The sequence below is a fragment of the Streptomyces sp. NPDC001157 genome (assembly GCF_053598255.1).
In genome coordinates, this window is sequence record NZ_JBSFJW010000014.1 from 197735 (window position 1) to 220219 (window position 22485).

At 70.7% G+C, this 22485-nt stretch carries 20 protein-coding genes and 1 pseudogene; 13 read left to right on the plus strand and 8 right to left on the minus strand.

Annotated elements, in window-relative coordinates; translation table 11 throughout:
• The first annotated feature begins 317 nt into the window (after window positions 1-317).
• Genes ACWDAG_RS24885 through ACWDAG_RS24900 form a run of 4 tightly spaced genes read left to right on the plus strand, consistent with a single transcriptional unit; the run spans window position 318 to window position 6777 of the window.
• A complete protein-coding gene (locus ACWDAG_RS24885) occupies window positions 318-1139 on the plus strand; it encodes a glycosyltransferase family 2 protein (RefSeq protein WP_450697764.1) in 822 nt (273 codons plus the stop codon).
• Window positions 1136-2143, plus strand: coding sequence for a glycosyltransferase family 2 protein (locus ACWDAG_RS24890; RefSeq protein WP_450697765.1), 1008 nt, complete (start codon window positions 1136-1138; stop codon window positions 2141-2143). The genes ACWDAG_RS24885 and ACWDAG_RS24890 overlap by 4 nt, the downstream gene beginning before the upstream one ends.
• A complete protein-coding gene (locus ACWDAG_RS24895; RefSeq protein ID WP_450697766.1) occupies window positions 2136-2936 on the plus strand; it encodes a polysaccharide deacetylase family protein in 801 nt (266 codons plus the stop codon). Before ACWDAG_RS24890 ends, ACWDAG_RS24895 begins: the two co-directional genes overlap by 8 nt.
• Window positions 2929-6777, plus strand: coding sequence for a lipopolysaccharide biosynthesis protein (locus ACWDAG_RS24900; RefSeq protein WP_450697767.1), 3849 nt, complete (start codon window positions 2929-2931; stop codon window positions 6775-6777). The genes ACWDAG_RS24895 and ACWDAG_RS24900 overlap by 8 nt, the downstream gene beginning before the upstream one ends.
• A 12-nt stretch (window positions 6778-6789) precedes the next feature.
• Here the strand turns inward: ACWDAG_RS24900 and ACWDAG_RS24905 are convergent, their stop codons facing one another.
• Complete coding sequence (locus ACWDAG_RS24905; protein WP_450697768.1) at window positions 6790-8211, minus strand: GH39 family glycosyl hydrolase; 1422 nt, start codon at window positions 8209-8211, stop codon at window positions 6790-6792.
• Window positions 8212-8330: 119 nt separating this feature from the next.
• Between ACWDAG_RS24905 and ACWDAG_RS24910 the strand changes: the two genes are divergently transcribed.
• The gene (locus ACWDAG_RS24910; protein ID WP_450697769.1) at window positions 8331-9425 is read left to right on the plus strand and encodes a DUF5925 domain-containing protein; all 1095 of its coding nucleotides are present in this window, start codon (window positions 8331-8333) and stop codon (window positions 9423-9425) included.
• A 23-nt stretch (window positions 9426-9448) separates the two neighbouring features.
• Entirely contained in the window at window positions 9449-10219 is a 771-nt protein-coding gene (locus ACWDAG_RS24915) for a DUF72 domain-containing protein (protein WP_450697770.1), read from the plus strand.
• A 103-nt stretch (window positions 10220-10322) separates the two neighbouring features.
• On the opposite strand, the gene ACWDAG_RS24920 is transcribed toward ACWDAG_RS24915, so the two are convergent.
• Entirely contained in the window at window positions 10323-10691 is a 369-nt protein-coding gene (locus tag ACWDAG_RS24920) for a GntR family transcriptional regulator (RefSeq protein ID WP_450697771.1), read from the minus strand.
• Between the two features lie 71 nt (window positions 10692-10762).
• On the opposite strand from ACWDAG_RS24920, the gene ACWDAG_RS24925 reads away from it, so the two are divergent.
• Window positions 10763-11695 carry an N-acetyltransferase family protein gene (locus tag ACWDAG_RS24925; protein ID WP_450697772.1) on the plus strand — a complete coding sequence of 311 codons (933 nt, stop codon included), beginning with the start codon at window positions 10763-10765 and terminating at the stop codon, window positions 11693-11695.
• Window positions 11676-12176, plus strand: a complete 501-nt coding sequence (locus ACWDAG_RS24930) for a DUF402 domain-containing protein (protein WP_450697773.1) — start codon at window positions 11676-11678, stop codon at window positions 12174-12176. The genes ACWDAG_RS24925 and ACWDAG_RS24930 overlap by 20 nt, the downstream gene beginning before the upstream one ends.
• A gap of 5 nt (window positions 12177-12181) precedes the next feature.
• Here ACWDAG_RS24930 and ACWDAG_RS24935 read toward each other — a convergent pair whose 3' ends face one another.
• Window positions 12182-12796, minus strand: a complete 615-nt coding sequence (locus ACWDAG_RS24935; protein WP_450697774.1) for a class I SAM-dependent methyltransferase — start codon at window positions 12794-12796, stop codon at window positions 12182-12184.
• 139 nt (window positions 12797-12935) lie between these two features.
• On the opposite strand from ACWDAG_RS24935, the gene ACWDAG_RS24940 reads away from it, so the two are divergent.
• Complete coding sequence (locus tag ACWDAG_RS24940) at window positions 12936-13070, plus strand: hypothetical protein (RefSeq protein ID WP_450697775.1); 135 nt, start codon at window positions 12936-12938, stop codon at window positions 13068-13070.
• 48 nt (window positions 13071-13118) lie between these two features.
• Here the strand turns inward: ACWDAG_RS24940 and ACWDAG_RS24945 are convergent, their stop codons facing one another.
• A complete protein-coding gene (locus ACWDAG_RS24945; protein WP_450697776.1) occupies window positions 13119-13568 on the minus strand; it encodes a GNAT family N-acetyltransferase in 450 nt (149 codons plus the stop codon).
• Between the two features lie 181 nt (window positions 13569-13749).
• Between ACWDAG_RS24945 and ACWDAG_RS24950 the strand changes: the two genes are divergently transcribed.
• Window positions 13750-14739 (plus strand): lytic polysaccharide monooxygenase auxiliary activity family 9 protein, encoded by a 990-nt coding sequence (locus ACWDAG_RS24950; protein ID WP_450697777.1) that lies wholly within the window; start codon window positions 13750-13752, stop codon window positions 14737-14739.
• Between the two features lie 61 nt (window positions 14740-14800).
• Here ACWDAG_RS24950 and ACWDAG_RS24955 read toward each other — a convergent pair whose 3' ends face one another.
• Window positions 14801-15670: an esterase/lipase family protein gene (locus tag ACWDAG_RS24955; protein WP_450697778.1), complete on the minus strand. Its 870-nt coding sequence runs from the start codon at window positions 15668-15670 to the stop codon at window positions 14801-14803.
• A gap of 172 nt (window positions 15671-15842) precedes the next feature.
• The gene (locus tag ACWDAG_RS24960) at window positions 15843-16289 is read right to left on the minus strand and encodes a MarR family winged helix-turn-helix transcriptional regulator (RefSeq protein ID WP_450697779.1); all 447 of its coding nucleotides are present in this window, start codon (window positions 16287-16289) and stop codon (window positions 15843-15845) included.
• Between the two features lie 98 nt (window positions 16290-16387).
• Here ACWDAG_RS24960 and ACWDAG_RS24965 point away from each other — a divergent pair, with 98 nt between their 5' ends.
• A complete protein-coding gene (locus tag ACWDAG_RS24965; protein WP_450697780.1) occupies window positions 16388-16762 on the plus strand; it encodes a cupin domain-containing protein in 375 nt (124 codons plus the stop codon).
• Between the two features lie 17 nt (window positions 16763-16779).
• On the opposite strand, the gene ACWDAG_RS24970 is transcribed toward ACWDAG_RS24965, so the two are convergent.
• Window positions 16780-17754 carry a DNA polymerase Y family protein gene (locus ACWDAG_RS24970; RefSeq protein ID WP_450697781.1) on the minus strand — a complete coding sequence of 325 codons (975 nt, stop codon included), beginning with the start codon at window positions 17752-17754 and terminating at the stop codon, window positions 16780-16782.
• Window positions 17751-21194, minus strand: coding sequence for a DNA polymerase III subunit alpha (locus tag ACWDAG_RS24975; protein ID WP_450697782.1), 3444 nt, complete (start codon window positions 21192-21194; stop codon window positions 17751-17753). The genes ACWDAG_RS24970 and ACWDAG_RS24975 overlap by 4 nt, the downstream gene beginning before the upstream one ends.
• 152 nt (window positions 21195-21346) lie before the next feature.
• On the opposite strand from ACWDAG_RS24975, the gene ACWDAG_RS24980 reads away from it, so the two are divergent.
• Window positions 21347-22381 carry a DUF3533 domain-containing protein gene (locus ACWDAG_RS24980; RefSeq protein ID WP_450697783.1) on the plus strand — a complete coding sequence of 345 codons (1035 nt, stop codon included), beginning with the start codon at window positions 21347-21349 and terminating at the stop codon, window positions 22379-22381.
• Between the two features lie 11 nt (window positions 22382-22392).
• Window positions 22393-22485, plus strand: a pseudogene (locus tag ACWDAG_RS24985) (hypothetical protein); the annotation flags it as partial.

Sequence of the window (22485 nt, forward strand, 5' to 3'; positions counted from 1 at the left end):
TTCAATCGTCAATACCGTCGTACATCTCACCCGCATCGGTCCATCATCGAGCGGCCCAGGGGAGGGCTCAGGACCGCGATGGTTCCCGGCGTGGGGCGCGGTAGGGGGGTGCCGTGCTCGGTGACCGCACTTGTGACCGGGTCGTGCCGCGCGACCGGCTGCCGTTCGGCGGCAGACGGCCAGCTTTGCCAGCTCGCCATCGGCGTGCACGGAGATCCATTTCGTCATGCCACAGGCGTGAAACCCCCCTTTCGAACCGGACACATAACCGGGCCGCCCAGGGGCGGGCGGTCCACCGGACGAGAGGGACCAGACTCATGAGTTCTGTTCTGCGGCCGGTGGCCACGGGCCACGGTCCGTCACTTGCCGGCCATTACCGGCCGATCTCCTCTCACCTGGCCATCGCGCCACCGGTGAGTGTGGTGATTCCCGCCATGAACGAGGCGGAGAATCTCCCGTACGTGTTCAAGACACTTCCGGACTGGATACACGAAGTCGTTCTGGTGGACGGCAATTCCACGGACGACACCGTCGAAGTGGCCCGTGACCTGTGGCCGAACGTCAAGGTCGTCGAGCAGCAGGGCAAGGGCAAGGGGGACGCCCTGATCACGGGGTTCGAGGCGTGCACCGGCGACATCATCGTGATGGTCGACGCGGACGGCTCGGCCGACGGCAACGAGATCGTGTCATACGTGTCCGCCCTGGTCTCCGGTGCGGACTTCGCCAAGGGGTCGCGCTTCGCCAACGGCGGCGGCACCGACGACATGACGTTCATCCGCAAACTCGGCAACTGGGCGCTGTGCACCATCGTCAACCGCAAGTTCGGCGCCCGCTACACCGACCTGTGCTACGGCTACAACGCGTTCTGGCGGCACTGCCTGGACAAGATCTCCCTGGACTGCACCGGTTTCGAGATCGAGACCCTGATCAACATCAGAGTGGTCAAGGCGGGGCTCAAGGTGCAGGAGATCCCGAGCTACGAGTACCTCCGCATCCATGGCGCAAGCAATCTGCGGGCCGTGCGGGACGGGTTCCGGGTGCTCAAGGTGATCCTCAAGGAGCGGTCGAACCGGCGCGAGCTGCGCAGTCAGGAACGCCACTCGCCGATGCTCGACTCGGTGCGGGGAGAGGTGTCTTGAGCGATCTCGACATCTCCGTCGTGATCTGCGTCTACACCGAGGACCGCTGGGAGGACATCCTCGCGGCGGTCTCCTCGGTGCGGGCGCAGTCCCGACCCGCGCTGGAGACCCTGCTGGTCGTCGACCACAATCCGGCTCTGCTGGACCGGCTCGCCAAGGAGTACAAGGACTACCAGGAGACCGGTGAGGTCCGCGTGCTCGCCAACGCGGGCCCCCGCGGTCTGTCCGCCGGCCGCAACACCGGTATCGCGGCCGCGCGGGGCGAGGTGATCGCGTTCCTCGACGACGACGCCGTGGCCGAGCGGGAGTGGCTGCGGCGTTTCGCCGAGGGGTACGCGGATCCGCGGGTGATGGCCGTCGGCGGCCGTACGATGCCGATCTGGGCCTCGGGCCGCCGTCCGGCCTGGTTCCCCGAGGAGTTCGACTGGGTGGTGGGCTGCACGTACAAGGGGCTGCCGCCGGGCCTGGTCCGGGTGCGCAACGTCCTGGGCGGCAACGCCTCGTTCCGTCGTACGGCGTTCGACGCGGCGGGCGGCTTCGCGACCGGTATCGGGCGGGACGGCGACAAGCGGCCGCTGGGCTGCGAGGAGACGGAGTTGTGCATCCGTCTGACCCGCGCCAGACCGGACGCGATCCTGCTGATCGACGACCGTGCGGTGATCCATCACCGGGTGCCCGAGGCGCGTGAGCACTTCGGGTACTTCCGCAGGCGCGCGTACGCCGAGGGCCTGTCCAAGGCGCTGGTGGCGCGAAGTGTGGGGGCTGAGAAGGGACTTGAGTCCGAGCGCCGGTACACCACCCGGGTGCTGCCGGCCGGTGTGGTGCGGGGGCTGCGCGACGCCGTGCTGGCCCGGCCTGGCGGTGCGGGGCGGGCGGGCGCGATCGTCGCCGGGGTGCTGACGGCGGCGGGTGGGTACGTGGTGGGGAGCGTCCGGGCCCGCAAGGGCGGTGCTGCTTTTTCAGTGGTCTCCGTCGTCGAGATCAAGGGGGGATCTCATGGGTGAGGCGCCCGTACCGGTTCTCATGTACCACTCGGTCGCGACCGCGCCGAACGACGTCACACGCGCGCTGTCGGTCGCGCCGGAGGCGTTCGCCGAGCAGATGGCGATGATCGGCGACCTGGGGCTCACACCGGTCAACACGGCTGATCTGGCGGCAAGTTGGCGCTCCGGTCGACCGCTGCCGCCGCGCCCCGTCCTGATCACCTTCGACGACGGCTACGAGGGCGTGCACCGGCACGCCCTGCCGGTGCTCGCCAAGCACGGCTTCGCGTCCACGCTGTTCGTCTCCACCGGCTGGATCAAGGGCGCGTACGACACCGGGGGCGGACTCGACACGATGCTGGACTGGGGACAGGTGCGCGAACTGGCCGCCGCGGACGTCGAGATCGGCGGGCACAGCCACACCCATCCGCAGCTGGACCAGCTCGACGACGACGCGCTGCGGCACGAGCTGATCCACTGCAAGGAGATCGTCGCCGACGAACTGGGCACCGTCCCCGCCTCCTTCGCCTACCCGTACGGCTACTCCAGCCGCCGGGTGCGCGAGGCGGTCCGCGAGACGGGGTACGCCCAGGCGCTCGCCGTCGGCAACGGCCTCGCGCGCCGCCGGCAGGGGCCGTACGCCCTGCAACGAGTCACCGTGCGCCGCAGCACGGGCATCGAGGAGTTCGAGCGGCTTGTCGAGGGCCGTTCGATCGCCCGCACCTTCGCCGGGGACCGTGCCCTCACCAAGGGGTATGCCCTGGTCCGCAGAGCACGACAGGTCCGCCGGAAGGCCATCCGTTCCCGTGTCTGACACGACCACGACGACCGAGGCCGAGCAGGCCGCGCCCGAGCAGCCGGGGCGCCGTCTTCGGCTGCCCGGAATGGGCCGGCCCAACGGGGGCAGCCCGCTGTTCCGCAACGCCTACGCCCTGATGCTCAACACCGGCATCTCCGCGGTGCTGGGCCTGGGCTACTGGCTGATCGCCGCCCGCTACTACTCCGAGTCCGCGGTGGGCCAGGGTTCGGCCGCGATCGCCGCGATGAAGCTGCTGGCCGGGCTGACGGCGGTGACCCTGACGGGCGCCCTGGCCCGGTTCATCCCGGTCGCCGGGCGCCACACCGGACGGCTCATCTTCCGTACGTACGCGGCGAGTTGTGTGGTCGTGTCGTTCGCGGCGGGAGTCTTCCTGCTGACCCTCAGCACCTGGGGGCCGTCGTACCACTTCCTGCACGGGCCGATCAAGGGCCTCGGCTTCATCATGGCCGTGGCCTCCTGGAACCTGCTGACACTGCAGGACGGGGTGCTCACCGGGCTGCGGAGTGCGCCGTGGGTGCCGGTCGGCAACACGGTGTTCTCGGCGGTGAAGCTGGCGCTGCTGGTCGGACTCGCCGCCAGCATGCCCACGACCGGTGTGTTCGTCTCCTGGGTGCTGGCGATCGCCACCTCCGTCGTGCCGCTCGGCCTGCTGGTGTTCCGGCGGCTGGTCCCCCGGCACATCGAGGCCACGGCGGACCACGCGAAGCCGCCGACGCTGAAGGAGATCGGCAGGTTCCTGGCGGGCGACTACACCGGCTCGCTGTTCTCGCTCGCCGTGGTCTATCTGATCCCGGTGATCATCGCCTCGCAGGTCAGCTCCGAGGACAACGCGTACTTCTACATCACCACGACGATCGGCGGCACGATCAACCTGCTGGCCATCAACATGGGCGCCTCGCTGACCGTGGAGGGCTCGCACGACCCGGGCCGGCTGTCCGCCAACACGCGGGCGGCGCTCAGGCGGATGGCGCGGATCATGCTGCCGATCTGCGGGCTGCTGTTCCTCGGCGCGCCGTGGATCCTCGGCGTCTTCGGCCAGGGCTACGCGGACGCGGCGACGCCGCTGCTGCGCTGGTTCGCGGTCGGCGCGCTGCTCAGGGTCGTCATGGAGACGTACTTCGCGGTGCTGCGCGCGCAGAGCCGCACCGCGGGACTGGCCTGGTTGCAGGGCCTGTTGTGCGCCCTGGTGCTCGGCCTGACGCTGCTGCTGCTCCCCCGGATGGGTCTGACGGGCGCGGGCGTCGCCGAGATCTCCTCGCTCGCGGTGATCGTCGCCATCGCCGCGCCCAAGCTGTACCGGACCGTCCGGGCCGCACCGGCCGACGCCGTACCGGAGGACGCGGCACCCGACGGGGACCTCGCCGACCTGGGGGCGCGCGAGATCCCGGCCGCCGACAAGCCCCGCAGGCGGGGGCCCGCCTGGGCGCTGGACACGGACACCCTCGCCCTCGGCATCCATGTCGACTTCGACCACCTGGAACGCCGTCCCGACGTCCGCCCGGGCCCGGGCACCCCGCCCACCGGAACGCCCGTCGTCCGCGCCGACCCCCGGCCGACCTGGGCGAAGAACCCGGAGGTCGGGCTCCCCGTCGAAGAGCGCGAACCGGGGTCCGAAGCCTCCCTGGGACCCGCCGAGATGGAGGTGGACGCACCGTTCGAGACCGAGTTCGAACCCGGCTTCGACGCGGGCTTCGACGCGGGCTTCGACAGCCGCTTCGACGCGGGCGAAAAGGTCGTACGACAGGCGGAGGCACCGCTCGTACAGGAAGAGGCGCCCGTACCGGGGGCCGAACCAGCGCCGCTCTCCTGGCGGGAGCGGCTGCGGCCCACCCGCCTCGGCGTCGTCCTCGGCTGTCTGCTGGTGGCCGCGCTGCTGCTGTACTGGGTGCCCGCGCTGCGCCTGGGCGAGGCCGACCTGGACCGGATGGGCGGGCTGGGCCTGATCTCGGTGCTGCCGCTGCCGACGCTGGTCGGGGCGGCGCTGCTGGTCGCGGTGTTCGCCTCGCTGCTGTGGCTGGGCCGGGAGCACAAGGCGCTGCTGCTGGTCACCCTGGTGGCCACCGTGGTGTCGCTGCATGCGCTGCCCGCGGTGATCGAGACCGAGCCGCGGTTCCCGACGGCCTGGCAGCACCTCGGGTTCCTCGACTACATCGACCGCACCGGGTCCGCCGTACCGGACCTGGACGCGCGCTGGAGCTGGCCGGGCTTCTTCGCGGTGGCCGCGTTCGTCACGAAGGCCTGCGGGGTCACCGACCTCACCGAGCTCGTCCGCTGGTGGCCGCTGACCATCCAGCTCCTCTATCTGGCCCCGATGTTCCTGCTCGTGCGCTCCCTGCGGGCGAGCTGGCGCGCCAAGTGGACCGGCATCTGGGTCTTCGTGCTCAGCAGTTGGGTGGGCCAGGACTACTTCTCCCCGCAGGGCTTCACCTACCTCCTCTACCTCGCGTTCGTCGCCATCCTGCTGGTCTGGTTCCGTGAGCCGCGGGTGATCTGGACGAGGAAGCGGCCGGGCGAGGCGGAGGTCGAGCCGGCGAACCGCCGCCAGAAGGCCGTCCTGCTCGGGGTGCTGATCGGCCTGTTCATGGCGAGCGTCCCGGCGCACCAGCTCACCCCGTTCGTGATGCTGGGCGTCCTCGCGGTGCTCGTCCTGATCGGCAGGTCCGAACTGCGCGGCCTGCCCATCCTGTTCGCCGTGGTGGTCGCGGTGTGGATCGGCTTCATGGCCGAGCCGTACTGGTCCGGGCACTTCAACGAGCTGTTCGGCGGGGTAGGCGGCGTCAGCAGCAATGTCTCCACCTCGGTCTCCGGCCGTATCCAGGGCGGCGACTCGACCCACAAGCTGGTCCTGTACGCGCGCGTGCTGCTGGCCGGCGGTGTGATGGCGTTCGCCTGCTGGGGCTGGTGGCGGCGGCGCGACCACAAGTACCGCGAGCGGTCGCTGCTGGTGCTGACCTTCGTCCCGTTCCTGGGCTTCGGCATGCAGTCCTACGGCGGCGAGATGGCCCTGCGCGTCTTCATGTTCGCGGTGCCGGGCGCGGCCCTCCTGGGAGGCCTCGCCCTGTTCCCGCGCACCGGCATCACCGCCGAGGAACGGGAGAAGGACCGCGTGAGCCTCGCCCCGCTGGCGGCGCTGATGGCGGGCCTGGTCCTCATGGGCGGCTTCCTGGTGGCCCGTTGGGGCAACGAGCCGTTCGAGCGGGTCCGGCCCGGCGAGGTCGCCGCCATGGACTACGTGTACGCCCACGACAAGCCGACCGTCCGGCTGCTGTGGCTGAGCAACGACACCGTCAACGAGGTGACACCCGCGATGCCGTGGGGCGCGAAGGACATGGAGCGGGTCAACTACGTGCCCACGCTGGCACCGGCCGACCCGGTACTCGTGTCCGGCCTGGTCAAGGCACTCAAGGACGCGGGCCCGAACTCGTATCTGATGGTCAACGCGAGCCAGACGACCTATCTCCGGATGGACGTGGGCTACTCGGACACCTGGGAGCCGCGGCTCATCCAGAACCTGGACCAGCGGCCCGAGCTGAAGAAGGTCTACCTCAACGACGACGCCACGGTCTACGCCCTCAGGAAGCAGCCCGAGGGCAAGGTGGCGAAGCCGGATCCGGGTCCGATCGGACCGCAGATCACCTGGACGCCGTGGTCGGTCGTCGGCGCCCTGGCCGCTCTCGCGCTGATCGTGCTGCTGACGGCTCGCGAGGTGGTGCGGGTCGCGGTGCGGCCGGGAGTGCGGCAGCTGCGCTGGCTGCAGAGCAGCTTCTGGTTCTCGCTGCCGCTGCTGGCGGTGCTGCTGGCCTCGCTGGTGCAGCGGTTCCTGACGATGAAGTGACGGTGCGGTGGCTCAGCGCGTGAGCCACCGCACCTCGTACGCCTGCATCTCGAACCGCTTCCCGTCGACCTTCGCGCTGATCGACCGGTCGAGGGTGTTGACCACCAGGACGGTCTTGTCGGTGGCCAGGACGCGGACGTTGGGCACGTCGTCCGCGGCGACGGAGACGGTCGCGTACTTCGTGCCGGGCGGGAACTCCCGGTGGAAGCGGGAGACCAGGACGAACATGGGCAGCTTTTTGCCGCCGTCCGCGCTGTCGGTCGGCGTCCACATGCAGCCCGCGCAGTCGCTGCCCTTCTCGTCCTCCGGGTTCCAGTAGAACCCGGAGGAGGCGCCGCCCTTGACCATGGCGATCATCCCGGCGGCCTGGACGGCGACACGGCGGGTCTCGGACCAGCCCTTGCGGTCGTCGTTGCCGTCGGCGGGCTCGACGTAGTACTCGGACCACCACAGCGGCAGATCGTGCGTCTGCTGCCGCACCCACCTGCCGACGGCGGTGAACTTGTCGGTGGCGGCGAACTCGTTCGGCAGCATCTCGTCGTCGTTGGTGTAGCTGGAGCCGTCCACGACGACGAAGTCCGCGCCTGCCTTGTTCTTGTTCCAGTAGTCGAAGGCGTCGAGGACGCGCTGGTCCATGGCGCCCCACGGCCCCTTGAAGGTCTTCGAGGCCTCGTCCGCGCGCGGGTCGACACTGTCCATGACCAGGTACGGCCCGCCGACCATGATGTCCTTGTCGACCTTCTTCAGGGCCTTGTGGACCAGGTTGTAGAGCTTGGTGTAACCCTCGTAGTCCCAGCGGCCCTTGGCGTCGCTCCAGAAGCCCTTGAACTCGTTCCAGACGATGAAGTGGCGTACGTCCGGATAGCGCTTGGCGACGGTCGCGGCGAGCGCGGCGAAGTCCGCGTAGTGCTCGGGCTGCGGGGCCGTCTCCAGCGCGGACTTGCTCCAGTTCGTGTTGTCGACGCCGGCCTTGCCGCCCTTCATCCAGTCCGGGGAGCAGCACAGGGTGACGACCGGGGTGCCGCCGGACTTGCGGATGAAGTCGATACGGCGGTCCATCGCGTCGAAGTCGTAACGCCCCTTCACCGGCTCGGGGTTGTCCGCGCCCCATCCCATGACCGCCTGGTCCTGCGGCATCCCCCCGGCGTCCGAGATCAGCCCCTCGACCCGCTCGGTGGCGGCGGAGCTGCCCTCGTCGGCGCTGTACTGGGTGTGTGTGAAGCCCCAGCCGACCTCGGGCCTGTCCTGGTCGGGCACGGTCACCGGGGTGCCGTGCACCGTGTCGCCGTTGCGCGAGGTGCCCGCGGTGCTGGCGCCGTCCCCTGGAAGCGTGTTGATCAGGGTCACGATCAGAGCCAGTGCGGCCACGCCCACGCCGAGCAGCGCGGTGAGCCGCCACCGTCGCGCCCCCGAAGTCCACTCATGACGTCCCATCGAGGGAAACAGTAACCGGCGGAATGCCAGGTATGGCAGATGTTGTAGCAAACAGACACCGAGGACAGAGCGGGGGAAATCCAGTGCGCGGAGCGCCCGGGTGCCGGATCATGGACGCCATGTCTGCGAACCCATACGACGCTCTGCCGATCCGGCTCAACGTCGACGACAGCGACTCGCCGTCCGACGTCGTCGACGCGCTGTTCCTCGGCCGCTTCGCGACGGGCGAGCAGCCGTACTCGCATGCGGCGAACATCGACCGCGTCCGGTCCGGGGCGACGCTCCTGCCGCCGGGCGCCCGGGTGCTGCGCATGGCCCGTGACGACGACCGCAGCGCGACGCTGGCGGAGGGCGACGGCTGGACGCTGCTGATCTCCCGCTGGAACCGCGGCGCCGACGTGACGGTGACGGCGACCAGCGCCGAGCTGGCACAGAAGGTCCTCGACCAGGCGACGGAAGGGGCGGCGGACGAGCCCGAACCCCAGCCGGAGAACGTGACGATGGGCTTCTGGTACGTCTCCCCGAGACGCGGCCCGCACCGCACGACCCGGCAGATCTCCGCGGGCACGTGGGACGAGGTGCGGGAGAACTACACGGCGCCGGTGGCGGATGCGATGGACCGCCTGATGAGGACGACCCCGGAGGACATCGCGGGCCGCCTGCTCCTGCTGCACGGCCCGCCGGGCACCGGCAAGACCTCGGCCCTGCGCACGCTCGCCCGTTCCTGGCGGGACTGGTGCCAGGTGGACTGCGTGCTCGACCCGGAGCGCCTGTTCTCCGACGTCGGCTATCTGATGGACATCGCGATCGGCGAGGAGGACGGGACGGGCAAGGGCCGCTGGCGGCTGCTGCTCCTGGAGGACTGCGACGAGCTGATCCGTGGCGAGGCCAAGCACACGGCGGGCCAGGCCCTGTCGCGGCTGCTGAACCTGACCGACGGCCTGCTCGGCCAGGGCCGCAATGTACTCGTGGGCGTGACGACCAACGAGGACCTGGAGCGCCTGCACCCGGCCGTGGTCCGCCCGGGCCGCTGTCTGGCCCGCATCGAGGTCGGGTCGCTGACCCGCGCGGAGGCGGTGAACTGGCTGGGCACGGAGGAGGGTGTGGGCCGCGAGGGCGCGACCCTGGCGGAGCTGTACGCGCTGCGCCGCGGCACCTCGCCGACGTCCCTCCCGGAACCGCGGGACGGGGCGGACGCCGGGCTGTATCTGTAGGCGACCGGTGTTTTGATGGACGTATGACCCTGTTCGTCGGGACGTCGGGCTGGCAGTACAAGGACTGGCGGGGCGTTCTGTACCCGGCCGGGTGTCCGACACGGCTGTGGCTGGAGGAGTACGCGGCCCGGTTCGCCACGGTGGAGATCAACAACGCGTTCTACCGGCTCCCGACGCGGGAGAACTTCGAGAACTGGCGGGAGAGGGTGCCCCGGGACTTCGTGGTCACGGTCAAGGCGAGCCGCTATCTGACCCACATCAAGCGCCTACGGGACCCGGAGGAACCGGTCGACCGCCTCATGACCCACGCGGCGGGCCTCGGTGACCGCCTGGGTCCGGTGCTCCTGCAACTCCCGCCGACGCTGAAGGCCGACGCGGGCCTGCTGGACGCGTGCCTGGCCTGCTTCCCCTCGTCGACCCGGATCGCGGTCGAACCGCGCCACGACTCCTGGTGGACGGCTGTTGTCCGGAAGGTCCTGGAGTCCCGAGGCGCGGCCCTGTGCTGGGCCGACGTCCAGGCCCACCCCACCACTCCGCTCTGGCGCACCACCGACTGGGGCTACGTCCGCTTCCACGAGGGCCGCGCCCACCCATGGCCACGCTACGGCCGCCAGTCCCTGGAGACCTGGGTGGACCGCATCGCCACCACCTGGTCCAACGCCCGGGATGTGTACACGTACTTCAACAACGACCCTGGTGGGGCGGCGGTGGAGGACGCGGTCACCTTCGCCCGAACGGCGACGAGGGCGGGCCTCACAGCAACCCGCACACCGGAACTCACTGCCCGACGCTGACCAACGCCCCCCAAGGGGCGCGGGGAACTGCGCGACCAACCACAACGGACCCGCAGACGATCGACCAGCCGGCCGCAGCGCCAATCGCGCCCCCGGGGCCTGCTCACCCCTCGTAAGCCGCCCGCAGGGCATCCCGCACCGCAGCCAGCGCATCGGCCTCCGCGAGACCGAGCCGCCGAGCCCGCTCGACGTAAGCCTGGGCAGCCGCCGCCAACTCCCGCTCCGCCGCCGAGCCCGCGGCAGCGACAAACGTACCGTTGCGCCCCCGCGTCTCGATCACCCCGTCGCTCTCCAGCGCCCGGTACGCCTTGGCGACGGTGTTCGCCGCGAGCCCGAGCGATTCGGCCAGCCCCCGCACGGTCGGCAGCCGGTACCCCACCGGCAGCACCCCCGACCGCGCCTGCTCGGAGATCTGCGCCCGCACCTGCTCGTACGGCGCGGCACTGTCGTCGATGTGGATCTTCAAGGTCACGCTGCCGATTGTCCCGCACCGGCCCGAAAATGAGAGGCACCCGGGGGTACCTGCCCCGTAGCGTGCGCCCAATGACAGTGACCGTGCGCGATCTCCGCTCCGACGACCGGGCCGACGTCGAGAGCTTCGCCCATGTCCGCCATCTGGCCCTCCCCCACATCCTGTGGACCCCGGACGCCATCGCCCACTGCCTGGCCCGCACCCACCCCGACGCCCGCTTCAGATCCCTGGTCGCGGAAGAGGACGGGGAGGTCGTCGGCACCGCTCAGGTGCAACTGGCGTACGACAGCCCGGAGCCGGGTCAGGGCATGCTCAACATCTATGTGCACCCGGACCGGATCCACCGCGGCGCGGGCGGCCTCCTGGTCCGCGCGGCCGAGCAGCACCTCACCGAGCACGGCGCGACCAAGCTGTTCGCCTGGGTCCTGGACGAGCCCGCCAACCGGGCCTTCGCCGAACGGCGCGGCTACCGCGCCAGCCGCTCCGCCCACTTCCTCCGCCTCGATCTGACCGGCGGGACGCTCCCGCCGCTCCAGTCCCCGCCACCGGGCGTCGAGCTGCGCTCCGCGGCCGACTTCGCGGACGATCCGCGCCCGCTGTTCGAGCTGGACGCGGCGGCCACCTCGGACGAACCGAGCGATGTCGACGCCGAGCTCACCGACTACGAGACCTGGATCGAGGAGAGCTGGAAGGCCCCGCTGCTCAACCGGGAGCTGACCACGATCGCGGTCGTAGAGGGCCGCCCGGCCGCCTTCAGCGTGGCCTGGACGGACCCTGCCAGCGGCCGCTACGCCACCGCCATGACCGGCACCGCCCGCGCCCACCGCGGCCGCGGCCTGGCCAAGCTCGCCAAGAACGACTCCCTGCACCGCGCCCGCGCCGCCGGATACAAGGTGGCGCTCACGGGCAACGATGCCGGAAACGAGCCCATGCTCGCGATCAACAAATGGTTCGGATACGAGATCTGCGCATCGGAGGTGCGTTATGTCCGCGAACTCGCCTGAGAATCCGACCCAGTTGGACGTCGTCCTGGTCAAGGCGGGCCGGACGAAGATCCGTTACGGGGCGGAGCTGCTCGGCGACGACGGCACGCGCGTCGTCGTCCGTGCGCCCTGGGCGGGCGACGGCGTCCGCGACTTCGGGTTCGTCCGCTTCGAGAAGGGCGACCTCTTCACGGAGTACTACTGGCGCGACCGGTGGTACGCCGTGAAGGAGGTCCGCGACTCCGAGGGCACCCTGAAGGGCTGGTACTGCGACGTCACCCGCCCGGCCACGCTCTCCGGCACGGAGCTGGTCGTCGAGGATCTCGACCTGGACCTGTGGCACTCCGCCGACGGCAGCGACGTACTCCGGCTGGACGAGGACGAGTTCGCCGAGAGCGGCCTGGCGGAGACGGACGCGGCGGCCGCGGCAGCCGCCGTCGCCGCCCTGGACGAGCTGGAGACACTGGCCCGCGAGGGCGGCTTCGCGGCGCTGCTGGCCTGAGCGACTCACACCAGCGCCACCACGGCGTACCGCTCGTCCTCCACCTCCTTCCCCCACAGCTGCGTGTGCTGCGACAGCCGCTCCAGCCGCACCTCACCGGCGAGCGGCGCGAGGAGACCGGTGAGTACGTCGGCCGGTATGCCGACCGGTGCGACCGTCCCCCACACGCCCTCGACCAGCACGAGCCGGCCTCCCGGGCGCAGCAGCTCCCGCCAGTGCCGCAGCACCCGGCCGGGCTCGGGCAGCGCCCACAGCAGATGCCGTACGAGTACGACGTCGAAGCGCTGCTCCCCCACCGGCGGCGCCGCCGCGTCACCGACCAGGAACGCGGCGTCACGCCCGGCCAGCTTCGCTCTCGCGAGGTCGACCATGGCCGGGGAGCTGTCCACGCCGGTCACGTGATGTCCCTGCTCGGATGCGAGGAGCGACAGGCTGCCGGTGCCGCAGCCGAGGTCGAGGACGTCGCCGGCCCGCTCCGGCAGCCAGGAGCGGAGCCGCTCGGCCCAGGCGCGGCGCACCTGCGGGTCGCGCAGACCGTGATCCGGTTCGTCGTCGAAGGACGCGGCTTCCGCGTCCCAGTCCACAGCCGCCCAGCTCAGTGCGTCATTGTCGTTGGTCATGCGCCCAAGAGTGACACCCGCCACTGACAGTCGATTCGTGACAGCCACCACAGACAGACCCCGACCGATGAGTCACTCTCCCCGAAAGGGTCTACCTCCGTGAAAACGCGGAACCCGGTGGAACCTGAAGGAGGCAGCCATGCGCCGCACCACTGTGCAGAAGCCCCTGAGGAAGACGGACGCCCGCAAGGTCCGCGAGGAGCTCGACGAGCGTCCCGCCGGGCGCCCGGAGGTCCGCAAGGACATCGCACGAACGTGGTGGCCGGACGGCTGAAGCAGCCGGTCCAGCCGATCAGTCCAGCCAATCAGTCGGTTCAACCAGTCAGTCCAGCCGCTTGCGGTAGTGGATGCGGTCGTAGGGGCCGTCCACCCTTCGCTCCACGACCTCGTAGCCGAACTTCGGATAGATCTTCTGGTTCTCCCACATCATGGCGTTGGTGTAGAGCCTGACCTCGGGCAGCCCGAGCGCACGCGCGCGTGCGTCCACGAACTGCAGCAGCCGTCGCCCCACGCCCCTGCCGTGCGCGTCGGGGTGGACGGCGATGTTGTCGAGGTACAGATGGTCCGTGTGCTCCTCCAGCACGACCAGACCGATGACGGGGTCTCCGGTCACGAACACCCTGCCCGCGGCCACGTTCGCCGCGTGGTCCGCCTCCATGGGCTGCGGCACCACCCCGATGCGCTCGATGTAGCGGTGGTAGGCGGCGTCGGTCACGGCCTTCACGGCCGGTACGTCGGCGGCGACGGCCGCGCGGATCTCCTCATCGGTCATGCCGCGCACGGTATTACCTGATCCCAGGCTGAGCACTCCCTTAACGCCACCATAAGGATCTCCATCACCCGCCTCCAGCAGGCGATTTCACGGTTTCTTCGGGCTAGCTTCTGATCGCGCCCCACGGGATTCGCCCCCGCGATCCGCCCCACGCATCAGGACCGTTCCGAGGAGATTCCGCATGCCCGCACGCCGTCGCAAGGTCGCCGCTCTCACTGCCCTCGGCGCCGCCCCGCTCGCCCTGACCGCCCTCGCCGCGGCCCCGGCGTCCGCGCACGGCACGATGGGCGACCCGGTGAGCCGCGTCTCGCAGTGCTACGCGGAGGGCCCGGAGAGCCCGAGGTCGGACGCGTGCAAGGCGGCGGTCGCGGCGGGCGGCACCCAGGCGCTCTACGACTGGAACGGCATCCGGATCGGCGACGCGAACGGGCAGCACCGGACGCTGATACCGGACGGCAAGCTGTGCAGTGCGAACAACGAGGAGTTCAAGGGGCTCGACCTGGCCCGCGCCGACTGGCCGGCGACGAGAGTGAGTGCGGGTCCGTACACCTTCAAGTACCGTGTCACCGCACCGCACAAGGGCACCTTCAAGGTGTACGTCACCAAGGCCGACTACGACCCGGCGCACCCGCTGGCCTGGTCCGACCTGGACCTCGACCACCCGGTGGCGACGGCCACCGACCCGGTCGCCGCGGGCGGCTTCTACACGTTCTCCGGCACCCTCCCCGAGCGCTCCGGCAAGCAGCTCCTGTACGCGATCTGGCAGCGCTCGGACAGTCCGGAGGCGTTCTACTCCTGCTCGGACGTGAGCTTCGGCGGAAACAGCAGCGGTGGTGGTACGACGAGCAGCTCGCCCCCGGCTCCGCGCGCCTCCGCCCCCTCCGACGAGCAGATCGAGGCGGGTGCCGACAAGTCGACGGTCGAGCACCACGGTCACGGTGACGGCGACGCGAGCGCCTCCACGGACCCGACGACCGCCGCTTCAGCGGCCAACGAGCCCAAGGCGGCCGGGACGTCGGAGAACCTTGCCGAGACGGGCGCCGACGACAGCACCTCGTACATCGCCATCGGCGGCGCGGCCGCCCTGGCGCTCGGTGCGGCGGCGTTGTTCGTCTCGGTCTCCTCGGTCCGCCGCCGCGCGACCGGCGACGGCGGACGGCACGGCCGCTGACCCGGCCGAAGAGCGCGGGGCCTGTCCGGCGGCTCAGGTCGGACAGGCCCCGAGAGGTGCGTCAGCTCAGCGCCGACGCACAGGTGGTGGCGGTGGCGTGCGCCGGGTCGAGGGCGCCCGCCACCTCATGGAAGGCGATCCGGTCGGTCAGCCCGATCAGGGCGTGCTCGGAGAGGTCGAGTGCGCACAGGTTCTGCAGCAGCACGTTGTGCACGTCGGAACCGCTCAGGAACTGGCTGCTGTACGGCGTGACCACCTCGTCGTACTTGGTGGCGATGACCGTGTAGTGGACGCCGGGGACGGTGTCCCCGCCCGCGTTGAGCTTGGTGAGGAAGGCGGATCCGACGATCTGGTCGGCGAGCCCGGGCGTCGAGGCGGAGATCAGGTCCGCGGCGCCGGGGAAGTAGGGCAGCAGGTTGGTGAGCCCGTCGAGGTCGGTGCCGTGGTTGTCGGGCGCGATGCCGACGAGGGCGTTCACCTTGGCGGCTCCGCCGAGGAACTTGAGGTAGTAGCGGGGCATCATGCCGCCCTGCGAGTGGCCGACGAGGTCGACCTTGGCGACACCGGTCGCGGCGAGCACCTTGTCGACGTAGGCGGACAGCTGCTCCGCCGACTTGTCGATGGGGCCGAGGCCGTAGAAGACGGGGACCCCCGGCAGCTGACCGTAGTCGAAGGAGAAGACGCAGTAGCCGCGGTCCTCCAGATACGGTGCGAGGGCCAGCCAGTTGTCGACGGAGTTGGCGAGGGTGCCGTGGACCAGGACGACGGGCCGGGGATGGGTGGCGGACGGCTTGCAGGAGTAGTCGTTCCAGCCGCTCGACGAGGTCGCGGCCGTGTCGGCGGCATGGGCGGCGGTGGCGGGGACGGTGGCGACCGCGGCGGTCAGCAGCAGCGCGGCCAGGGGTCTGAGCACTCGTTTCCAGGGCAGCATCGTGTGATCTCCTTGCGGCTCAAGGGAGTTGCGATGGCCTTACGCCCTGTGATCCGGATCACGAAGGATGCTGTTCACTCGTCAAGTTACGGGCGAGTAGTGCAAGTGTGAAGTTACGCGTCAGTAAAAACTTCCAGTGATAACTGACTCGCCAGTAGTCGACACCGAACCCTCACCAGGCAGGCCGGATGGGCCCACAGGGAGCAATGCGCCCCAACCGCTCACCCAGCGCCCGAACTTCACCCTCACCGAGCACAGCACTCCACCCCCGCACCACCTCCGCGGCAGCCTCCTCCGCGGCCCGCGTACAGGCCCACCCCTGCTCGGTCAGCACGATCAACTTGGCGCGCGCGTCCACGGGATGCGCCCGGCGCTCGGCATACCCCTTCCGCACGATCTCTTCGACGAGCTGACTGGCAGCCTGCTTGGTGACCCCGAGATGGGCGGCGAGGTCGGTGACCGTCGCGCCGTCCGGGGCGAGCCGGGCGAAGGCGAAGCCGTGCGCGGGCCTCACCCCCTCGAATCCGCGAGCAACGACGCCCTCGTTGATGCGTTGCGTGAGCTCGCCGGCGACGGCGAGCAGGGCGGCGGACAGGGCCATGGCCTCGGAGTTGTGCACGGAGGCATTGAAACACCCTTGACGGAATGGTCAAGCAGCTTGACTATGGATCCGGAATGGATAGTCAAGCTGCTTGACCATATGGATCGGAGTCAGCCATGCCCGTCATCCGCACGTCCGAAGCCGTCACCCACGAGATCCACGGCGCCCGCTTCGTCTCGTACGCCGGCCCGCTCACCGGTAGCAAGGAGCTGTGCGCCTGGCGCGGTGAGATCCCTGCCGGGGCCAAGGCGCCGGTGCACACCGTCAGCCGCGAGGAGATCTTCCATCTCCTCATCGGAGAACTGCTCATCACCCTCGACGGCCGCACCGACCGCATCACCGCGGGCGACACGGTCATCGTCAACCCAGGCGCGACCCTCGGTGTCGAGAACCCCACCGATCAGACGGCGATCTCCTGGGTCACCACGTCCATCGGCCTGGAGGCGGAGCTGGAGGACGGCACCCGGATCACCCCTCCATGGGCCAACTGACCTCCTGATATGAGGAGTTACGCCGCCAGCGCCCCCGGCCGCACCGCCCCCGGTCCGAACTTCGCCCGTACCCGGTCCGCGACCTCCTCGATGCGGCGGGCCTTCTCGTCCACCGGGTCGAAGGTGAGCTGGTAGGAGGCCTGTTCGGCGGGGCCGAGGGACTCGGCGCGGAGGGTGAGGGCGCGGACGCGGGCGCGCTGGAGGCCCAGGGACTCGTACATGTCGTACGCCGTCCTGGTCAGGGCGGCCGAGTGGGCGGTGGGTTCCTTGAGGGTGCGGGTGCGGGTCGTCGCGGTGCGGTCGGCGTAGCGCGCGGTGAGGGTGAGCGTGCCGCAGACCTTGTCCAGGGCGCGCAGCCGGGCGCCCAGTTCCTCGGCGGCACAGAGCAGTGCGCGGCGGTGCCGGTCCGGGGACAACTCGTCGCGGGTGAAGGGGCGTTCGGCGGCCAAGGAGCGGGAGACGGCGTTCGGGACGACCCGGCCGCGGTCGACGCCGTTCGCCTTCTCGTGCAGTTCGCGGGCCGCCCTCGCACCGATCAGGCGCTGGAGTGTGGAGAGCGGTGCGGCGGCGACCAGCCCCAGGGTGTCGAGGCCGTACTCGCCCAGGGTGCGGGCGGTGGCCGCACCGACGCCGGGGAGCGCGGTGACCGGGCGGTCCGCGAGGAACTCCGCGATGCCGTCCGGATCGCCGGGGGCCTCGCAGGTCAGCCCTGGCCTGGCCGCGCCCAGTGCCACGCGGGCCAGCATCGGGCCCGGCCCGGCGCCGATCGCGCAGTCGACGCCGTACAGGGCGAGAGCGCGCACCCGGATCACCGCCGCCAGCTCGACCGCGCTGCGCCCGAAGTACCGCTCGGCGCCGCGCAGATCGGCCAGCGCGGCGTCCGGCGGAAGCGCCTCCACGACCGGCGTGAACTCCTCCAGCAACCCGAGCAGCCCCGGCAGCGCGGCCTCGGACGCCGAGGGCAGCTGGAAACGTACGCACACGATGGTCATCCCGCGCTCCCCGGGCTCTGGTGCCACAACTTCCGTACCTGTGAGGGCTCTTGACCCGCGGGCCGCAGATCGGCCCACGGGTTCATCTCGTATCCGGTGGGCAGCTGGATCCGCCGGCCGTGGGCCGAATCCCCGCCGCCCTCCGGCAGCGGCTGCGCCAGCCGCTTCGCCACCTCGTCGAGGCCGCCCTCGGCGCGCAGTTCGACCAGTTCGGCGAGGTTCCAGGCGGCGGCGCCCACCACGCTGAGGCTGCGCGGGCCGCGCCGCTGCACCACCCCGCGCACCAGCAGCAGCCAGGAGTGGAAGACGGTGTGGGCGCAGGCGTCGTGGGAGTCGTCGAAGAAGGCGAGGTCGACCAGGCCCGTGCCGTCGTCCAGAGTGGAGAAGATGACGCGCTTGCCGGAGCGGATCGGCGGGGTCTGCGTCGCCGCCTTGGCGCCCGCCACGAGGACCGTCTCGCCGTGCCTGGCCTCTCGCAGCCGGCGCGCGGAGACCACACCCAACTCGTCGAGGAAGGCCCGGTGGTCGTCCATGAGATTGCGCGAGGCGTCCATCGACAGCACTCCCAGTTCGGCGCTGAGTTTCTCCGCCTCCGACAGGTCCGGCAGCCCGGCAGGAGCCGTCTTCCGCCCGCCCGCCAGGGGGAGTTGGCCACCGCCCGCACCCCGGGCGCCCCGCTGCAGCTCGGTCAAGTGCAGTTGCAGATCACGCCGGTTGGCGCCGAAGGAGTCCAGCGCGCCGACCTGGGCGAGCCGTCCGGCCAGCGGGCGGCTCGGCCGCGCCCGCTCCCAGAAGTCCAGCAGCGAGGCATACGGCTGCCCCTCCGCGATCCGCACCGCCTCGGCCTCGCTGATGCCGTACACGTCGGAGAGGGCAAGACGCAGCCCCCACACAGCAGGAGATTCAGACACCAGTTCGATACGGTGTGCGACCGCCGACTTGTTCACATCCAACGGCAGCACCGGCACCCCGCGCCGCCGCGCATCCGCCAGCAGCAGCCGCTTCGGGTACATCCCGGGGTCGTGCGTGAGCAGTCCCGCATAGAAGGCGGCCGGGTGGTGCGCCTTCAGCCACGCCGACTGGTACGTCGGTACGGCGAAGGCGACGGCGTGCGCCTTGCAGAAGCCGTAACTGCCGAAGGCCTCGACGATCTCCCAGGTCCGCCGAATCGTTTCCGCGTCGTACCCGTTGGCCGCCGCGTGCTGTGCGAACCACACCTTGATCCGCCCCTGCGACTCCGGGTCCGACAGCCCGCGCCGCACCCGGTCCGCCTCCCCGCGTCCGCAGCCGGTCATGATGGCGACGATGTCGATGATCTGCTCGTGGAAGACGACGACCCCGTACGTCCCCTTCAGCGGTTCCTCCAGGTCCGGGTGCGGATAACGGACCGGCGCCCGCCCGTGCCGCGCCTCGATGAACGGCCGCACCATGTCGGCGGCGACCGGACCGGGCCGGAAGAGGGAGATGTCGACGACGAGGTCGTGGAAGGTGGCCGGCTGCAGACGCCCCACCAGATCCCGCTGCCCCGGCGACTCGATCTGGAAGCAGCCCAAGGTCTCGGTGGAACGGATGAGTTGATACGTCGCCGGGTCGCCGCCCTCTAGTCCGTCCAGGTCGATCCGCTCCCCCGTGGCCCGCTGCACCTCGGCGACCGCGTGCGCCATCGCCGACTGCATCCGCACCCCGAGCACGTCGAGTTTGAGCAGTCCGAGGTCCTCGACGTCGTCCTTGTCGAACTGCGACATGGGGAAGCCCTCGCCACTGGTCGGCATGACCGGCGTACGGGAGAGGAGGGAGGCGTCGGAGAGCAGTACCCCGCAGGGGTGCATGGCGACTCCGCGCGGGAGGGCGTCGAGCGCCTCGACCAGTTCCCAGAGCCGTCCGTAGCGCGCCCCTTCCCGCTGAAGCTCCCCCGCCAGTGCTTTGAGTTCGGGCAGTTCCTCCAGTGCCGCACGGGCGTCGCGGGCCCGGATGTGCGGGAAGGACTTGGCGATGCGGTCGATGTCGGCCGGGTCCATGGACAGGGCCGCGCCGACGTCACGGATCGCATGGCGGACGCGGTACGTCTCCGGCATCGCGACCGTGGCGACCCGCTCCTCGCCGAACCGGGCGATGATCGCGCGGTAGACCTCCAGCCGGCGTGCGGACTCCACGTCGATGTCGATGTCGGGAAGCACGACCCGCTCCTTGGACAGGAAGCGCTCCATCAGCAGTCCGTGCTCGACCGGGTCGGCGTTCGCGATACCGAGGAGGTGGTTGACCAGGGAGCCCGCTCCGGAGCCGCGGGCAGCCACCCGGATGCCCATGTCCCGTACGTCATCCACCACTTGAGCGACCGTCAGGAAGTAGGAGGCGAAGCCGTGGTGGGCGATGATGTCCAGCTCCTGGTGCATCCGCTCCCAGTAGGCGCGCCTGCCGGAGTAGCCGTGCAGGACCATCCCGGCCGCCGCCCGCGAGGCCAGCGCCCGCTGGGCGGTGCGGCGGCCGGCGCCCACGAGGTGCGGCTCGGGGAAATGGACGGCGCCCATGCCGAGGTCGTCCTCGGGGTCGACCAGGCACCCGGCGGCCGTCGCCTGCGTCTGCTCCAGCAGGCGGTGGGCGGTGTCGCGCCGGTAGCCCGCGGCCTCGACGATCCGCTCGGCGGTGTACAGCATGTCGCCCGCGCCCTTGAGCCAGGCCTCGCCCGAGTCCAGTTCCTTCGTCGGGTCGACAGGGACCAGACGGCGGGCCGCGTCCAGGACGTCGGCGACCGGGCCGAGGCCGGGGTCGGCGTAGCGCACGGCGTTGCTGAGCACCGGGCGGATGCGCTGCTCGGCGGCGAAGCCGACGGTACGGGCGGCCAGGCGCAGGGAGCCGGGGCCGGTGCCCTTGCGGCCGTGCCAGACCGTCTCGAGGCGCAGGGCTTCGCCGTAGACCTCACGCCAGGGGGCGAGCAGCCTGGCCGCGCGGTCGGGGCGGCCGGCGGCGAGGGCGCGGCCGACATCGGAGGCGGGGCCGAGCAGGACGGTCAGGCCGTCGGCCCGGTTCTCGGTCCAGGGCAGCAGGGGCGGGCCGTCGGCGGAGTGCGCCGCGGTGACCAGGCGGCACAGGTCGGCCCAGCCGCGGGCGCCGTCCCGGGCGAGGAAGGTGACGCGGGGGGTCGACTCGTCGATGAAGGCACCGCCGCGCACGGGGGTGCGGCGCCGTTCCCGTCGTACGGGATCGTCCTCCCGCAGCCGGGCGGGCTGCTGCACCGCCAGTTCCGCGCCGAACAGCGGACGGACGCCCGCTTTGGCGCAGGCCTTGGCGAAGCGGACCGCGCCGGCGAGGGTGTCGCGGTCGGTGAGGGCGAGGGCGTCCATACCCCGCTCGAAGGCGCGCTCCGCCAGCCGCTCCGGATGCGAGGCGCCGTAGCGCAGGGAGAACCCGGAGACGGTGTGCAGATGGGTGAAGCCAGGCATCCGCACCTCCCGCTGTCTGAGCCGTCTCCATTATCGAACACCAGTTCCCGACTGCCTCACCTCCACCATAGACCAAAAACCGAACGAGTGTGCGACAACCGTTCGGCCCTCCCCCACCTGCGGAAACGTCCGCCGCCCCGGACCGTGAGGACATGGCACAGAGCAGCTTTCTCGCCGAGGTGAAGGACGCGGTCACCCCGCGCGCCACGCTGCTGGTCGTCGGTGTGATCGCCCTCCAGCTGCTGTTCATCGCCTCCTATGTGGGAGCGCTGCACGATCCGAAGCCCAAGGACGTGCCCTTCGGAGTCGTCGCACCCAAGGCCGCGGCCGAGCAGGCGGTGGCCCGGCTGGACAGGCTGCGCGGCTCGCCCTTCGACCCACGGGTGGTGGCGGACGAGGCGACGGCGCGCGAGCAGATCCTGAACCGGGACATCGACGGCGCACTGCTGATCAACCCGGCCCGCACGACCGACACCCTCCTGGTCGCCAGCGGCGGCGGCACCGTTCTCGCGAACACCCTCCAGCAGTACCTCACCCTCCTGGAGGCCTCTCAGCAGCGGACCGTCCGGACGGTGGACGTGGCCCCCGCCTCGTCCGAGGACTTCGACGGGCTGTCCTCCTTCTACGTGGTCGTGGGCTGGTGCGTCGGCGGCTATCTGTGCGCCTCGGTCCTGGCGATCAGCACGGGCGCCCGGCCCGCCAACCTGCGCCGCGCGGCGATCCGGCTGGTCGTGATGGCGCTGGTCTCGATCGTCGGCGGGCTCGGCGGGGCGGTGATCGTGGGCCCGATCCTGGGCGCCCTGCCGGGGAGCGTGATGGCCCTGTGGGGGCTGGGGGCTCTGATCACCTTCACGGTCGGGGCAGCGACGCTCGCGCTCCAGGGGGTCTTCGGGATCGTCGGCATCGGCCTGGCGATCCTGCTCGTGGTGATCGCGGGCAATCCGAGCGCGGGCGGCGCCTTCCCGCTGCCGATGCTGCCGCCGTTCTGGAAGGCGATCGGGCCGGCGCTCCCGCCGGGCGCCGGGACCTGGGTGGCGCGGTCGATCGCGTACTTCGACGGCAACGACACGACCGACGCCCTGCTGGTGCTGTCGGCCTGGGCGGCGGCCGGGATCGCGATCACGCTGGGGGCGGCGGTGCTGCGCGAGAGACGCGCGGACGAACCTCTGCCTACCCAGGTGCAGTGAGCGGTTCGGGCTTCGTCGCGCACAACGGTGAGATCAACACCGTCAAGGGCAACCGCAACTGGATGGTCGCCCGCGAGTCGCAGCTGGTCTCCGACCTCTTCGGC

What these genes read in the sequence shown, in the direction of transcription:
- ACWDAG_RS24935 (WP_450697774.1), bottom strand. Translation starts at nt 12,796, where the DNA reads ATGACCAACGACAATGACGCACTGAGCTGGGCGGCTGTGGACTGGGAC.
- ACWDAG_RS24885 (WP_450697764.1), top strand. Translation starts at nt 318, where the DNA reads ATGAGTTCTGTTCTGCGGCCGGTGGCCACGGGCCACGGTCCGTCACTT.
- ACWDAG_RS24915 (WP_450697770.1), top strand. Translation starts at nt 9,449, where the DNA reads ATGACCCTGTTCGTCGGGACGTCGGGCTGGCAGTACAAGGACTGGCGG.
- ACWDAG_RS24965 (WP_450697780.1), top strand. Translation starts at nt 16,388, where the DNA reads ATGCCCGTCATCCGCACGTCCGAAGCCGTCACCCACGAGATCCACGGC.
- ACWDAG_RS24905 (WP_450697768.1), bottom strand. Translation starts at nt 8,211, where the DNA reads ATGGGACGTCATGAGTGGACTTCGGGGGCGCGACGGTGGCGGCTCACC.
- ACWDAG_RS24975 (WP_450697782.1), bottom strand. Translation starts at nt 21,194, where the DNA reads ATGCCTGGCTTCACCCATCTGCACACCGTCTCCGGGTTCTCCCTGCGC.
- ACWDAG_RS24925 (WP_450697772.1), top strand. Translation starts at nt 10,763, where the DNA reads ATGACAGTGACCGTGCGCGATCTCCGCTCCGACGACCGGGCCGACGTC.
- ACWDAG_RS24945 (WP_450697776.1), bottom strand. Translation starts at nt 13,568, where the DNA reads ATGACCGATGAGGAGATCCGCGCGGCCGTCGCCGCCGACGTACCGGCC.
- ACWDAG_RS24930 (WP_450697773.1), top strand. Translation starts at nt 11,676, where the DNA reads ATGTCCGCGAACTCGCCTGAGAATCCGACCCAGTTGGACGTCGTCCTG.
- ACWDAG_RS24950 (WP_450697777.1), top strand. Translation starts at nt 13,750, where the DNA reads ATGCCCGCACGCCGTCGCAAGGTCGCCGCTCTCACTGCCCTCGGCGCC.
- ACWDAG_RS24940 (WP_450697775.1), top strand. Translation starts at nt 12,936, where the DNA reads ATGCGCCGCACCACTGTGCAGAAGCCCCTGAGGAAGACGGACGCCCGC.
- ACWDAG_RS24955 (WP_450697778.1), bottom strand. Translation starts at nt 15,670, where the DNA reads ATGCTGCCCTGGAAACGAGTGCTCAGACCCCTGGCCGCGCTGCTGCTG.
- ACWDAG_RS24895 (WP_450697766.1), top strand. Translation starts at nt 2,136, where the DNA reads ATGGGTGAGGCGCCCGTACCGGTTCTCATGTACCACTCGGTCGCGACC.
- ACWDAG_RS24980 (WP_450697783.1), top strand. Translation starts at nt 21,347, where the DNA reads ATGGCACAGAGCAGCTTTCTCGCCGAGGTGAAGGACGCGGTCACCCCG.
- ACWDAG_RS24910 (WP_450697769.1), top strand. Translation starts at nt 8,331, where the DNA reads ATGTCTGCGAACCCATACGACGCTCTGCCGATCCGGCTCAACGTCGAC.
- ACWDAG_RS24970 (WP_450697781.1), bottom strand. Translation starts at nt 17,754, where the DNA reads ATGACCATCGTGTGCGTACGTTTCCAGCTGCCCTCGGCGTCCGAGGCC.